This window comes from Photorhabdus kleinii, assembly GCF_025384885.1.
GTDB lineage: Bacteria > Pseudomonadota > Gammaproteobacteria > Enterobacterales > Enterobacteriaceae > Photorhabdus > Photorhabdus kayaii.
This window is the reverse complement of sequence record NZ_JAJAFY010000076.1, coordinates 1-12,884: the sequence shown is the minus strand read 5'-3', so window position 1 is coordinate 12,884 and position 12,884 is coordinate 1. Positions and strand designations below refer to the sequence as shown.

At 44.7% G+C, this 12,884-nt stretch carries 14 protein-coding genes and 1 pseudogene; 11 read left to right on the top strand and 4 right to left on the bottom strand.

Annotated elements, in window-relative coordinates; genetic code table 11:
* A pseudogene (locus LG003_RS21645) lies at positions 1–450 on the top strand (hypothetical protein); the annotation flags it as partial.
* Positions 451–599: 149 nt separating this feature from the next.
* Here LG003_RS21645 and LG003_RS21640 read toward each other — a convergent pair.
* From LG003_RS21640 to flgA, 4 genes are all read right to left on the bottom strand, one after another.
* Positions 600–1,730, bottom strand: a complete 1,131-nt coding sequence (locus LG003_RS21640; protein ID WP_262981612.1) for a hypothetical protein — start codon at positions 1,728–1,730, stop codon at positions 600–602.
* A 340-nt stretch (positions 1,731–2,070) separates the two neighbouring features.
* A complete protein-coding gene (locus LG003_RS21635) occupies positions 2,071–2,511 on the bottom strand; it encodes a flagella synthesis protein FlgN (RefSeq protein WP_112879185.1) in 441 nt (146 codons plus the stop codon).
* An 11-nt stretch (positions 2,512–2,522) separates the two neighbouring features.
* Positions 2,523–2,825 carry a flagellar biosynthesis anti-sigma factor FlgM gene (flgM, locus tag LG003_RS21630; protein WP_112879184.1) on the bottom strand — a complete coding sequence of 101 codons (303 nt, stop codon included), beginning with the start codon at positions 2,823–2,825 and terminating at the stop codon, positions 2,523–2,525.
* Positions 2,826–2,949: 124 nt separating this feature from the next.
* Positions 2,950–3,609, bottom strand: coding sequence for a flagellar basal body P-ring formation chaperone FlgA (gene flgA / locus LG003_RS21625; RefSeq protein WP_112879183.1), 660 nt, complete (start codon positions 3,607–3,609; stop codon positions 2,950–2,952).
* A gap of 237 nt (positions 3,610–3,846) precedes the next feature.
* Here flgA and flgB point away from each other — a divergent pair, with 237 nt between their 5' ends.
* The 10 genes from flgB (at position 3,847) to flgK (ending at position 12,870) form a co-directional block, all read left to right on the top strand.
* Positions 3,847–4,260, top strand: a complete 414-nt coding sequence (gene flgB, locus LG003_RS21620; RefSeq protein ID WP_112879182.1) for a flagellar basal body rod protein FlgB — start codon at positions 3,847–3,849, stop codon at positions 4,258–4,260.
* Positions 4,261–4,265: 5 nt separating this feature from the next.
* The gene (flgC, locus tag LG003_RS21615) at positions 4,266–4,670 is read left to right on the top strand and encodes a flagellar basal body rod protein FlgC (RefSeq protein WP_112879181.1); all 405 of its coding nucleotides are present in this window, start codon (positions 4,266–4,268) and stop codon (positions 4,668–4,670) included.
* A 12-nt stretch (positions 4,671–4,682) separates the two neighbouring features.
* Positions 4,683–5,378, top strand: a complete 696-nt coding sequence (gene flgD, locus LG003_RS21610) for a flagellar hook assembly protein FlgD (RefSeq protein WP_112879180.1) — start codon at positions 4,683–4,685, stop codon at positions 5,376–5,378.
* A 27-nt stretch (positions 5,379–5,405) separates the two neighbouring features.
* On the top strand, positions 5,406–6,620 hold the full coding sequence (flgE, locus tag LG003_RS21605; protein WP_112879179.1) for a flagellar hook protein FlgE: 1,215 nt from the start codon (positions 5,406–5,408) through the stop codon (positions 6,618–6,620).
* Between the two features lie 18 nt (positions 6,621–6,638).
* A complete protein-coding gene (locus tag LG003_RS21600; protein WP_262981611.1) occupies positions 6,639–7,394 on the top strand; it encodes a flagellar basal body rod protein FlgF in 756 nt (251 codons plus the stop codon).
* 23 nt (positions 7,395–7,417) lie between these two features.
* On the top strand, positions 7,418–8,200 hold the full coding sequence (gene flgG / locus LG003_RS21595) for a flagellar basal-body rod protein FlgG (RefSeq protein WP_262981610.1): 783 nt from the start codon (positions 7,418–7,420) through the stop codon (positions 8,198–8,200).
* Positions 8,201–8,276: 76 nt separating this feature from the next.
* On the top strand, positions 8,277–9,029 hold the full coding sequence (locus LG003_RS21590) for a flagellar basal body L-ring protein FlgH (RefSeq protein ID WP_112879176.1): 753 nt from the start codon (positions 8,277–8,279) through the stop codon (positions 9,027–9,029).
* A 12-nt stretch (positions 9,030–9,041) separates the two neighbouring features.
* The gene (locus LG003_RS21585; RefSeq protein ID WP_112879175.1) at positions 9,042–10,151 is read left to right on the top strand and encodes a flagellar basal body P-ring protein FlgI; all 1,110 of its coding nucleotides are present in this window, start codon (positions 9,042–9,044) and stop codon (positions 10,149–10,151) included.
* Positions 10,151–11,092: a flagellar assembly peptidoglycan hydrolase FlgJ gene (gene flgJ, locus LG003_RS21580; protein WP_390894160.1), complete on the top strand. Its 942-nt coding sequence runs from the start codon at positions 10,151–10,153 to the stop codon at positions 11,090–11,092. The genes LG003_RS21585 and flgJ overlap by 1 nt, the downstream gene beginning before the upstream one ends.
* A 134-nt stretch (positions 11,093–11,226) precedes the next feature.
* On the top strand, positions 11,227–12,870 hold the full coding sequence (flgK, locus tag LG003_RS21575) for a flagellar hook-associated protein FlgK (RefSeq protein ID WP_112879173.1): 1,644 nt from the start codon (positions 11,227–11,229) through the stop codon (positions 12,868–12,870).
* The last annotated feature ends 14 nt before the right edge of the window (positions 12,871–12,884 follow it).

The window sequence follows — 12,884 nt, the reverse complement described above, 5'->3', positions numbered from 1 at the left end:
GTCCCTTCGAGTTCTCTTGATTTTGGCAAGGCTATCGCCCTGAGTGCCGCAGGAAACTGTCTGGCGGTGCATGGTTACGATGATTCCACAATAAGCACGATTTATGTGTATACACGCACGAATGGGATCTGGGATAGAGAAAATCCCATTAAGTTTTCGGTTCCTGCAAGTGACGTAAAGAATTTTGGCGGTTCTCTCGAACTGAATGACGAGGGAGATCGTCTGGCAGTGGGAACGTCTTCCAGGGTGTATGTATATACCTGTCTGAATAATAAGTGGAATATGGAAACACCGATGGAGATTTTGAACCCTTCAGACAATTTAAATGGTTTTGGTGGACCTGTTGGCCTGAATAAGGCGGGGACAAGTTTTGCTGTTGGTGCAGCAGTAGAGAGTGTCGATTCTAAGCCCAAAGCCGGTGCAGTTTATGTTTTTGAGAATATCAAATGATGGTCTAATCTAGGATAGCCCCATTTTTTGTATATATTACAAGGAAATGGGACTACCACAATGGGTGGTAATGCACTGACGCAGTGTGCGGCTAATGGTCGGTAAACTATATAAGTAAGCTGCTGAAATTTACGTCAGACTCAGCGGATTCAATATTGTTTGAAAAAATAGTCAATCATTTCTTGTTCAAATTCTAAGGCATCACGTCGTTCTGCAAGGTAGCTTTTTAGTACAGTGAGTGAGCGTAAGCTTTCGCGCAGTTGGATTTCGTTTTCTATATTTTGCCGCAATTTTTTGCAATGTTCGTGGAGGTTATTCTCTATTGCCTTCGATGTTTCACCTCCCAGTGTGCGCCAAATCATGCCCGGTAACGAATCAGATTTTTTTAGCTGATTAAGTTCATTGGCTAATATATCTATACGTGCTTTGAGCAATTTATTGATGTCGGATATATCCCGGCTGTTAAAACTGAAAGTTGGATCAATGTACTTGTGATACATGTTTATTATCGTCCAGACATCATTATCTTTCTTGGCTTGTGATAACTGTACCATCAATTGGTTTTTTTTCTTTTTCTCATCTAAATCCTGTTCACGATCTGGATGCAGTACCTTGGCTATTTTTCTATACATTTGGCTCACTTCCTGCGATTTAAACAAAGAATCCAGTTTTTTCTGGTCTTCTTCCGCAGGGTCGAAGTCAGTGGTCTCTTCTGCATCATATTCATCGTAGAAATGTTCTGATTCCCGTTGAAAATGCTGCTCTATGGTGGCACGCATTTTTTCAGGGTTTTTCATCATATCAAGTAATTCTTCATCAGATATTTCTTCATTAAAATCAAAATATTCACCAAAAGTCTGCCGGATCTCAGCCATCTGTTCTGGTGTCGGAATTTCCTCTTCTTTAAACGCATGAAGATTGGAAAAGTGATCGGTCAACTTATTGAGATCAAGGTTTTCGTTAAAAGGGTAAGTACATAACTCAGCAAGCTCTTCTTCTATCCAGACAAATAATTCTCTTCGCTGGTTTTTCCCCAGCGATTTTTTATCGGCAAATGAAAGCAACCGTGCCGCTTTATCATATCTGGACTGCATATATTGATGTTCTACCGGTAAGATCTCCTGTTGAAAGCGCATGAACAATTCGTCTTGTTGCTGTTGTAGCTTGGCGATCTTCAATTGGTATTTTTCGATGGACTTCCAGTAAGTTTTGAATTGTTGCTGAGGCGTTTTTGGTATCTGTTGTCCGCTCGATTTTCTTTTTTTTAGTTGCTTGTGCATCAATATTGTTCCTGAAGTTGAAACTCGTATGTTGCGTAATTAAAAATTATATTGTCAATATTCGTTGTCGTTTATCCCTATTCTGCAATATATTTTCGTAACATGCAAAACGTTATCGTTGCACAATTGTTACGTTGGCTTACAAATGGTGATTTTTGCTAATCTTTTCTTCCCTGATTGCAACAACTGTTTCACAGTACATTTCGTTTCGTTTGAATTATTCATGCTTGAGGACTCTGTGAGCAGCGACGAAGCTCGGTTTGAACAGGAAGGTGGTGCTTAAAAATACTATCAAAACAATAAAAAGTAGCACTACCGCAATGGGCGGTAATGCACTGAATCAAACCTGAACTTTGTGGCCGGAAAGCATGCTGTAACGGGCAGCTTGGCCGTCTGAACCATAAAGAGATGGGCTATGATGACTTTTTAGGAAAGCAATGGCTTTGCTATTTAAATCAAGATGCTGGGTTAACAACGAACCGTTATGGGTGTTTAAATCACGAACCCGGATAACCGCTTTGCCGATCTGTTGCCATAATGTGGCCAGCAAAGGTTGCTTATCATAAGGCGCAATGATGTTTAATGCTTTGCTCAAATTAAGACGTTGCTGTTCTGAATGGCTAAGTGCGGACAACAGAAAAATTTTTCGTTCTGTTATCTGGTGCAAATCTCGTGCTTCAATAAAACCCTCACACAGAATACGTTGTTCTTCCGCCATAGCTTGGGTCAGCGAGGTCAAATAGGTCACTTGCTGTTTGAGTAATTGTTGAAGTTCTTCCATAGCCGGTTTAATTATTTCTTATCGTATTGAAAGTTTTCGGCGGCTTCTTTGAGCAGAGCGTCTGCTATTTTACCGCTGTTCATTTTTAAGGTTCCGTGAGCAATAGCTTCTTTCAACTTTTGCACTTTTTGGATATTGATATCCTGGCTGCTTGGTTGAACCAGTTTTGTTTGTGCTTCGCTCAGTTTTACTTGTGCATCGCTGCTTTGTAAGGTAACGCCGGCGGTTTTTCGGGTGCCCTGAGCGCTTTCATTAGTTGGTCGCTGTTGAACAGCAGCGATAGCTAATAAGGGGTGAGTGCGTTCGATACTCATAATCATTATCCTTTATGGCCAGGCATAGGTTCACCTATGGATCGGAGCAGGTTACATGCCATTTGCATACCTGCAAATCGTGCTCTGCTGGTTATATCGGCACAGTGAACGAAAACTTTAGAACTTATAACATGATTTTTACATTGCCGTTTTCTAATGCCTGGCCGGTTATAACATGTCCTGAATTTATTCGAACCCTGACTTTATCAGAAATAGCGGCGTTATTAATAGCTTTCCCTTCGTTTCGTATCTGAAAGCCATTTCCCTGTATAATCACCGCCACACTCTGGCCTGACCGTACAACCCACGGGCGGCGTAACATATTATGAGTAATTGCCTGCCCCGCCGGGATGTTACGTATCGCAATACTATTTTTTATCTCATTTTTGTTAATGACCAGATCATGCGGTAGTCTTTCCAGTAATCCACTTCTGACCTGAAAATCTTTATCTGATAAAACATCATTACGCGAGATAGCTCGGCGGGTAACCAGATAATTCCCTGTCACACTGACAGAGACTTGAATGAATTTGCGTTGTTGATAGCAGATAACAGGTAAAGAGAGATTTCCCCAGTTTTGACCACCGATAGCGGGTTGAATTTCTGGCTGTTCACACTGAGGCCATTGTTGTTCAGGGGTTTTGATGTTAACAGAAACTTTATGATGATTATCCCGGTGTATCCGCTGGAAATAGTGCTCTATAGCTTGGGGTAAATTATTGCCCCATGCCATCGAAGTGATAAAGAAAAATGCGAACAGCCCGATAATATTTATAGCTTGCATCTTCTCGCTCTCATTATTTCTGTAGGTCAATACGCTGCCTTTTAGTCGCGTACATTTAGTCGTATATAAGTGTACCTACATTGAATATCGGCCAATGGGATAAATAGCAATCCAATTAGCGTCTATTCATCCGATAGGCTTTTCCTTCTGCGTTTATTCTGTTTACTGCGAATTTCGCGATCGCGAAAAGCGCTATTAAGGTTCACAATATAAGTCAGTCACATTAGAGGGAGGAATATGCTCGATAAATTAGATGCAGCCTTTCATTTTCAGCAGGAAGCCCTGTCATTGCGATCACGGCGACAAGAAATATTGTCCGCTAATATCGCCAATGCGGATACGCCCGGTTATCAAGCGCGGGATATTGATTTCGCCACACAACTGAAAAAAACCATTGCACACGGTCGGGTTACCGGAAACGGGATCGGGCTGACGCTGACATCCGATCGGCATATTCCTATTCAGCCTCAGAAGAGAATGGAGATGGACTTACTGTATCGGGTGCCTTATCAGGCAGCGATGGATGGCAACACGGTGGATATGGATATGGAACGCAGCAATTTTATGGATAACAGCTTGAAATATCAGGCTGAACTGACTGCGACCAGCTCTCAAGTTAAAAGCATGATGTCAGTCTTACAGCAAGGATAAGGGCAATGTCTTTACTCAGTGTTTTTGATATTGCTAGTTCGGCATTATCAGCGCAATCCCAACGATTAAATGTCAGTGCCAGCAATATGGCAAATGCCGATAGTGTCACAGGGCCTGATGGTCAGCCATACCGGGCTAAACAGGTGGTTTTCCGGGTTGCCGCAGCGGCGGGGCAAGAAACAGGCGGCGTCAGAGTCAGTGAAATTGTGGATGATCCCACCCCTTTCCGCCTCGAGTACCAGCCGGGACACCCGTTGGCTGATGAAAAGGGTTATGTGCGGATGCCAAATGTTGATGTGGTCGGAGAAATGATTAACACCATTTCCGCTTCCCGTAGTTATCAAGCCAACGTTGAAGTGCTTAATACAACTAAATCGATAATGTTGAAAACATTGACGTTAGGTCAGTAACAGGAGGGATTCATGGCTATTACCAGTTCAGTGAATGAATCACTGAATAACACGATTGCTGGAGAGTCAGCATTGGCCAGTAAGAAGAAGGGTAGTGAAGAGCTGAATAGCAACTTCATGAAATTGCTGGTCGCGCAAATGAAAAATCAAGATCCAACTAACCCGATGAAGAACAATGAGCTGACCTCCCATTTGGCGCAGATTAACACACTCGCGGGGATCGAAAAGCTGAATACCACCCTGGGGTCTATTGTTGGTCAGATAAATAATAATCAGCCTGTACAGGCATCGGCCCTGATTGGACGGGGCGTGATGATCCCTGGGAATACTATTTTGGCTGGTTTAAACAAAGAAGCTGGGAACGTCAGTACGACACCATTTGGTATTGAGTTGGAAAGGCCCGCGGATAGTGTGCAAGTCACCATTACTGATAAACAAGGGACTGTTGTACGCCAAATTGATCTCGGTGGATTGGAAGCGGGTGTCCATAGCTTCCACCCTTGGGATGGCAAAAAAGAAGATGGCACTAATGTTGAGGATGGCGCTTATAACTTCACCATTACTGCCAGCTATAAAGGCGAACAGAGAGTATTTCAGCCGCTGAGGTTTGCGAAGGTAAATGGCGTTACTCGTGACGCGGACGGCGCTAAGTTAGATTTAGGACGGATCGGTACTGTCACAATGGATCAGATACGTCAGATTCTTTAACCAACAAGAATTTTAACGGAGAATAGTATGGCTTTTTCACAAGCAGTAAGTGGTTTGAATGCTGCGGCAGGTAATTTGGATGTTATTGGTAATAATATCGCTAACGCGGCGACATATGGCTTTAAATCCAGCACGGTTGCTTTTTCTGACATTTTTGCCGGTTCTCAGGTGGGTCTGGGGGTAAAAATATCGGGTGTTAATCAGAATTTTAAAGATGGTACGCCGACCACGACTAATCGCCCACTTGATCTGGCGATCACTCAGGGCGGTTTTTTCCGTATGCAAGGCGGTGATGGTGAGATCTACTATTCCCGTAACGGTCAATTCAAGATGGATGAGAACCGTAATATTATCAACATGCAAGGCATGAAATTGACCGGCTATCCCGCAGTCGGTGTCAATGGCGGCGCGCCGGAGATTCAGAAAGGGGCTAACCCAGAGCCGATTACAATACCTCAAGGTATACTGGCGGCTAAAGCAACAACTAAGGTTACGATGACAACCAACCTTAATTCGATGCATAAAAAACCGGCAGATGTTTTCTCGCCAGAAAATAAGGATTCTTATAACTATCCTACCAGTGTTACCACCTTTGATAGCCTGGGTAACCCACATGCTATCAAGGTTTTCTTTGTGAAAACGAACGATAACGAATGGCAGGTTCATGCTCAGGATAGTGCGGTTGAGGGCGCTAAAGCAGCTCCATTGGGGACGTTGAAATTTGATGGTAATGGTAAGCTGATTGGTGACAATAATCAGTTTACATTTAATGTTCCCTCTCTGAATGGCTCTAATGCCGCTGATATCACCATTGATTTTAATGGCAGTAAACAGCAGAAAATTGATGCTGATAGCATATCGACGCTCAAGCAAGACGGTTATGCCGCAGGTGAATTCAATGGCTACCGTATTGAGGACGATGGTCGTGTCATCGGCACCTATTCCAATCAGCAATCTCAATTATTAGGCCAGATCGTTCTGACTAACTTTGCTAACCCAGAGGGGCTGGCAGCGCAGGGTGACAACGTTTGGATAGAGACGGGTGCTTCAGGTAGCCCAGTTGTTGGCATTGCAGGATCGGGGGGTTTTGGTAAATTGCTCAGTGGTTCGCTGGAAGCATCCAACGTCGATATGAGCCAGGAGCTGGTTAATATGATCGTGGCGCAGCGCAACTACCAATCCAGTGCGCAAACCATTAAAACTCAAGATCAGATCCTGCAAACGCTGGTCAGTATGCGTTGATAGTTTCAGGATAGCATTATGGATCATGTCATTTATACCGCAATGGGCGGTGCTCGTCAGACACTAGAACATCAGGCAGTGACGGCAAATAACCTGGCTAATGCCTCGACGCCGGGTTTTAAGGCGCAACTGGCTGCTTTGCGGGCGGTGCCTGTGGAAGGTGCTACCTTTAATACCCGTACTTTAGTTGTAGCTTCAACGCCGGGCTTTGACAATCGTCAAGGGCCGATGAACTATACTTCTCGTCCGTTGGATGTGGCGATTGGGCAGGGGGGATATCTGGCGGTTCAGCTTGAAGAGGGTTCTGAGGCTTACACGCGTAACGGCAGTATTCAGATTTCAGCGGAAGGTCAGCTAACTGTTCAAGGTAACTTGTTGATGGGGGACAACGGCCCGATCAATGTTCCGCCGCAGGCTGAATTAACCCTGGCGACGGATGGTTCTATATCTGCACTGATTCCTGGTGATCCGCCAACACAATTGGGACAACTTGGCAGATTGAAAATGGTGAAACCGGAGAGCGATCAGCTAGTTCGCGGTGATGATGGCCTCTTTCACATGACGGAACAGGCGCAAACGTTACAGGGTAATGTCTTGCCAGCCAGTGATGAGGTGAAATTAATTCCCGGAGTGCTTGAAGGAAGTAACGTCAACCCAATGGAAAGCATGGTGAGTATGATTGCCAATGCCCGCCGTTTTGAAATGCAGATGAAAGTCATCCATAGCTCAGATGAAAATGCACAACGTGCTAATCAGCTATTAGCAATGAGTTGATTTAGACACAGAGGATAAAACCGATGATCCGATCATTATGGATTGCTAAAACTGGGCTGGATGCCCAGCAAACCAATATGGATGTGATTGCCAACAACTTGGCAAACGTCAGCACCAATGGTTTTAAACGCCAGCGTGCCGTTTTTGAAGATCTGCTTTACCAGAACATTCGTCAGCCAGGAGCGATGTCATCGGAACAAACCCGCTTGCCTTCTGGTTTACAGATAGGTACCGGGGTGCGTCCGGTAGCAACAGAACGTATACATAGTCAGGGAAACTTATCTGAAACTAATAACAGCCATAATGTTGCCATTAGAGGAAAGGGTTTCTTTCAGGTCCAGTTACCTGATGGTACCAGCGCCTATACCCGTGACGGTTCATTTCAGGAAGATCAAAACGGGCAGTTGACAACCGCTAACGGTTTTTTGATCTTCCCTACCATTACCATTCCTGATAACGCGACGGACCTCACCATTAGCCGTGATGGTGTTGTCAGCGTGAAAGTACAGGGGCAATCGGCCCCTCAGCAAGTTGGTCAATTTACCCTGACAACCTTTATCAATGACAGTGGGTTAGAAAGTATCGGCGAAAACCTTTATGTAGAGACTAGCAGCTCTGGCATACCGATTGAAAACACACCGGGAATCAATGGCGCTGGGTTGCTCCAGCATAAATATGTCGAAACATCTAACGTCAATATCGCTGAAGAATTGGTCAACATGATTCAGACTCAGCGTGCTTATGAAGTTAACAGTAAGGCGGTGTCGACGTCTGATCAGATGCTGCAAAAACTGACTCAGTTATAACCTAAATCGTCAATCAGAACCGCGGGGGAACATTCAAGTTTCCCCGTTATTCAGGGATAAATAAAGAGTATCGAAGATGGATACAATGGCTGTTGCCGAGACCAGCGCCGTTTGTCAGTTCCGCCATTTACGGAAAAATGTGGCGAATAAATGGCGTTGTAGTATAGCACTGGCGGTATTGTCACTAACGGGCTGTGCGTATATACCACAAAAACCCTTGGTTGAGGGGGTAACCACCGCAGCACCTTCCGCGGCAACCGCGCCAGTCCCTAATGGCGCTATTTTTCAAGTAGTACAGCCGGTTTATTATGGTTATCAGCCGCTATTTGAAGATCGCCGACCACGAAATATTGGCGATACCCTGACGATTACATTGCAGGAAAATGTCAGCGCCAGTAAGAATTCTTCGGCCAATGCCAGCCGTAATGGAAAAAACACGTTTTCCGCAGCACTGACTCCCCGTTTCCTGAAAGGGTTAATTGGTGGAGATAAAACCGATCTGGATATGGAAGCAGAGAATACTTTTGGTGGGAAAGGCGGCGCTAATGCGAATAACACCTTCAGAGGGACGATTACCGTGACAGTCGATCGGTTATTGGCAAACGGTAACTTACATGTGGTCGGTGAAAAGCAGATTGCTATCAATCAGGGAACCGAGTTTATTCGTTTCTCCGGTGTCGTTAACCCACGGACAATTAATGCTAATAACACCGTCAGTTCCAATCAGGTCGCTGATGCCCGCATCGAATATGTGGGGAATGGTTATATCAATGAAGCGCAGAACATGGGCTGGTTACAGCGTTTCTTCCTGAATGTTGCACCATTTTAACAGGGGATGGTTATGATAAAACAATTTGCTGTCAGCCTTCTTCTTGTATTGCTGACTCTGGTGACAACAACGGCATCAGCAGAACGTATCCGTGATCTCACCACGGTTCAAGGAGTACGGGAAAATGCGTTGATTGGTTATGGATTAGTGGTTGGGCTGGATGGAACGGGTGACCAGACGACTCAGACGCCATTTACCACTCAGAGCTTAAGCAACATGTTATCCCAATTGGGGATTACCGTTCCTCCGGGAACCAATATGCAGTTGAAAAACGTGGCTGCCGTGATGGTCACCGCGAAGTTACCGCCGTTTGGCCGTGCCGGGCAGAATATCGACGTAGTGGTTTCTTCACTGGGGAACGCGAAAAGCTTACGTGGTGGTACTTTGCTGATGACACCGTTAAAAGGTGTTGATAATCAAGTCTATGCTCTGGCGCAGGGTAATATATTGGTTGGCGGCGCTGGCGCCAGCGCGGGGGGAAGCAGTGTAAAAGTCAATCAGCTTGCAGGTGGTCGGATTAGTAACGGTGCAGTGATTGAACGGGAATTGCCTACGCAGTTTGGTGAAAATGGCGTACTGAATCTTCAATTAAATAACGAAGACTTCTCACTGGCGCAGCAAATTAGCGATACCATCAATCGTACGGGCGGAACGGGAACAGCAACGCCGTTGGATGCCCGCACAGTACAATTGCGTATGCCGAGAGATAAAAGTGAGCAGGTTAAATTCCTCTCCCATGTGCAGAATCTCACTGTCCGTGTTGATGTCGGTGATGCCAAAGTGATTATCAACTCTCGCACCGGCTCTGTGGTAATGAACCGTAATGTCATGCTGGATAGCTGCGCTGTTGCTCAAGGGAATCTTTCTGTCATTGTCGATAATCAGGTGGTTATTAGTCAGCCCAATACACCGTTAGCAGGTGGCAGTACCGTTGTTACTCGTAATCCCGCTGTTGCTGTCCGTGAACAAAATGGTGCGTTGCAGCAGGTTAACGCCAGTGCAAGTTTGAGCCATGTTATTCAAGCCTTGAATGCACTGGGCGCGACCCCGAATGATTTAATGTCAATCTTACAGGCAATGGAAAGTGCAGGTTGTCTGCGGGCGAAATTGGAGATCATTTGATGAATGATTTTTTAACCCTGCCCGGTGCGGCTTATGATGTACAGTCGGTTAACACGTTAAAATCCAATCTGGCAAAAGATCCACAACAGGGGCTACGGCAAGTAGCCCAACAAATGGAAGGGCTATTTGTTCAGATGATGTTGAAAAGCATGCGTTCAGCTCTGCCTAAAGATGGCATGTTGAGCAGTGAACAGACGCGCCTTTATACTTCGATATACGATCAGCAAATCGCGCAAAATATGGCTCAGAAGGGGCTAGGTTTTGCCGATATGATGCTCAAGCAGCTTGCTAACAACAAAACTGCCCCTGGCGAAATAGCGGGCAAGATCCCCATGACTCTGGATAACGAAGTTTTACAAACCTTGCCAAGGCAGGCGCTTGAGCAATTTATACGTCGAACGGCACCGAAACCCGAGGCGGCACCTAAACCGCTTCCCCTAAACAGCACAAATTTTATATCTACGCTTTCGACCCCTGCCCGGATAGCTAGCCAACGCAGTGGTATTCCTCATTTGCTGATTATTGCTCAGGCCGCATTAGAGTCTGGTTGGGGACAAAGAGAGATTCTGACCGCTGAGGGTAAGCCAAGTCATAATCTGTTTGGTATTAAAGCGGGTAAAGGTTGGAAAGGGCCGGTAACCAATATCTTGACCACAGAATATATCAACGGTGAGCCTCAGAAAATGAAGGATAACTTCCGTGTTTATGGCTCTTATGTGGAAGCGATTGAGGATTACGTCACATTACTGACAGAAAGTCCCCGTTACGCCAACGTTGCCCGTTCTGTTACCCCGGAACAAGGGGCTTATTCCTTACAACAGGCAGGTTATGCGACCGATCCCGGATATGCGAAAAAACTGGTCTCAGTTATTCAACAGTTAAAAGGTGCTGGAGAGCAGGCGGTAAAAGCTTATACCTACGATTTGAGTAAACTATTTTGATCTCTATTTTGCTCAAGTTTTATTGAGCTCAGCCGATAAATTAAAGCAATTCAGACTTTGTTTTTAGTTATCTGAAAGATTGTTTGCCGCCACCCACTAGCGGAGACATAAATAAAACGCAAAAGGATCTTCTGATGTCCAACAGTCTTATTAATACCGCGATGAGTGGCCTTCAGGCTGCTCAGATTACTCTGGGAACCGTGAGTAATAACCTTGCAAATTCCAAAGTTCCTGGTTACAACCGGCAATCGACAGTTATCAATCAAAACGGTGGCACGATGACGTCCGTTGGCTTTATCGGAAATGGTGTTACTGTTACCAGTATTAACCGTCAATATAACGAATTCATTAATCAACAACTGTCTGCGGCTCAGGCGAAACAAGGGGCATTAACCACTTATACTCAGCAAATTTCCCAGATTGATAATTTGCTGGCAGACAAAGCGAATAACCTGTCAAACACCATTGATAACTTCTTTACCAGTTTACAAAATGTCGTCAGTAATGCGGAAGATGATGCAGCCAGAACGACAGCGATTGGTAAATCAAAGGGGATGGTAAACCAGTTGAAAAGTGCGGATGCCTTCCTGCGTAAAATGGAAAATAACATTAATCGGGGAATAGCTAACTCGGCTGAGTCTATTAATAACTATGCGCAGCAAATTGCTAAACTCAATGGTGAAATTACCCGTATGAGAGGCGGTGGTAGTGCTGAGCCGAATGCATTACTGGATCAGCGTGATCAATTGGTCAATGAACTGAATAAACTGGTTGGGGTGAGTGTGACTCAGCAGGACGGTGACACTTATAATGTGACTTTTGCCGGTGGATTGACACTGGTTCAGGGAACAACCGCTTATCGAGTGGAAGCGATTTCATCCAATGCGGACAGTAGCCGCATTACATTAGGTTATGATCGTGGTTTTGGCGATGTTGTTGAAATTGATGAAAGATTCATTGATAAAGGGCAATTAAGCGGCACATTGAGGGCGCGTAGTGAAGTGCTGGATAATTCCCGTAATCAGTTAAACCAATTAGCGTTGGTATTGGGCGATCAATTTAATCAGGTTCATCGTGCTGGTTTTGATTTAAAAGGCAAACCGGGTGAAGATTTCTTCACATTTAATAACCCGGATGTAATTGCTGATAGTAAAAATAAAGGTTCTGTTGATTTTAAAGTGAAATATACAGATACCTCAGCGGTGAAAGCCAGTGATTATCATATTAGCTACGATGGGGCTAATTGGAAAATCCAGCGAGCCTCTGATAAGGCGGATATTGCTGCCAAAGTAACAGGTAATACACTGGAATTTGATGGATTAAAAGTTGAAGTTGATCCAACCGATGCAAAAGAACACGATCGATATACACTGAAAGCGGTCAATGGTGTTATTAGCAGTATGGCGGTTAATATTAAAGATGCGTCGCAATTGGCGGTTGCCGGTACTAAAGATGGTGGGCCGAGTGATAACGTTAATGCCAAAAAACTCATTGAATTGCAGAACAAAAAATTGGTAGAGGGTAAAGCATCATTTTCTGGTGCTTATGCTTCGATGGTCAGTACTATTGGTAACCAGACTAGCACGGCGAATGTTGATTTAGAAACTCAGAATAATATTACTAAACAACTTTACGCTGAACAGCAGTCGGTTTCCGGCGTCAACGTAGATGAAGAATATGGCGCATTACAAAACTTACAGCAATATTATCTGGCCAATGCTCAAGTTATCCAGACTGCTACAACGCTATTTAATGCTATTTTAGAACTCCGTCACTAATAAACGAGCCATTT

What these genes read in the sequence shown, in the direction of transcription:
- LG003_RS21640 (WP_262981612.1), bottom strand. Translation starts at nt 1,730, where the DNA reads ATGCACAAGCAACTAAAAAAAAGAAAATCGAGCGGACAACAGATACCA.
- LG003_RS21635 (WP_112879185.1), bottom strand. Translation starts at nt 2,511, where the DNA reads ATGGAAGAACTTCAACAATTACTCAAACAGCAAGTGACCTATTTGACC.
- flgM (WP_112879184.1), bottom strand. Translation starts at nt 2,825, where the DNA reads ATGAGTATCGAACGCACTCACCCCTTATTAGCTATCGCTGCTGTTCAA.
- flgA (WP_112879183.1), bottom strand. Translation starts at nt 3,609, where the DNA reads ATGCAAGCTATAAATATTATCGGGCTGTTCGCATTTTTCTTTATCACT.
- flgB (WP_112879182.1), top strand. Translation starts at nt 3,847, where the DNA reads ATGCTCGATAAATTAGATGCAGCCTTTCATTTTCAGCAGGAAGCCCTG.
- flgC (WP_112879181.1), top strand. Translation starts at nt 4,266, where the DNA reads ATGTCTTTACTCAGTGTTTTTGATATTGCTAGTTCGGCATTATCAGCG.
- flgD (WP_112879180.1), top strand. Translation starts at nt 4,683, where the DNA reads ATGGCTATTACCAGTTCAGTGAATGAATCACTGAATAACACGATTGCT.
- flgE (WP_112879179.1), top strand. Translation starts at nt 5,406, where the DNA reads ATGGCTTTTTCACAAGCAGTAAGTGGTTTGAATGCTGCGGCAGGTAAT.
- LG003_RS21600 (WP_262981611.1), top strand. Translation starts at nt 6,639, where the DNA reads ATGGATCATGTCATTTATACCGCAATGGGCGGTGCTCGTCAGACACTA.
- flgG (WP_262981610.1), top strand. Translation starts at nt 7,418, where the DNA reads ATGATCCGATCATTATGGATTGCTAAAACTGGGCTGGATGCCCAGCAA.
- LG003_RS21590 (WP_112879176.1), top strand. Translation starts at nt 8,277, where the DNA reads ATGGATACAATGGCTGTTGCCGAGACCAGCGCCGTTTGTCAGTTCCGC.
- LG003_RS21585 (WP_112879175.1), top strand. Translation starts at nt 9,042, where the DNA reads ATGATAAAACAATTTGCTGTCAGCCTTCTTCTTGTATTGCTGACTCTG.
- flgJ (WP_390894160.1), top strand. Translation starts at nt 10,151, where the DNA reads ATGAATGATTTTTTAACCCTGCCCGGTGCGGCTTATGATGTACAGTCG.
- flgK (WP_112879173.1), top strand. Translation starts at nt 11,227, where the DNA reads ATGTCCAACAGTCTTATTAATACCGCGATGAGTGGCCTTCAGGCTGCT.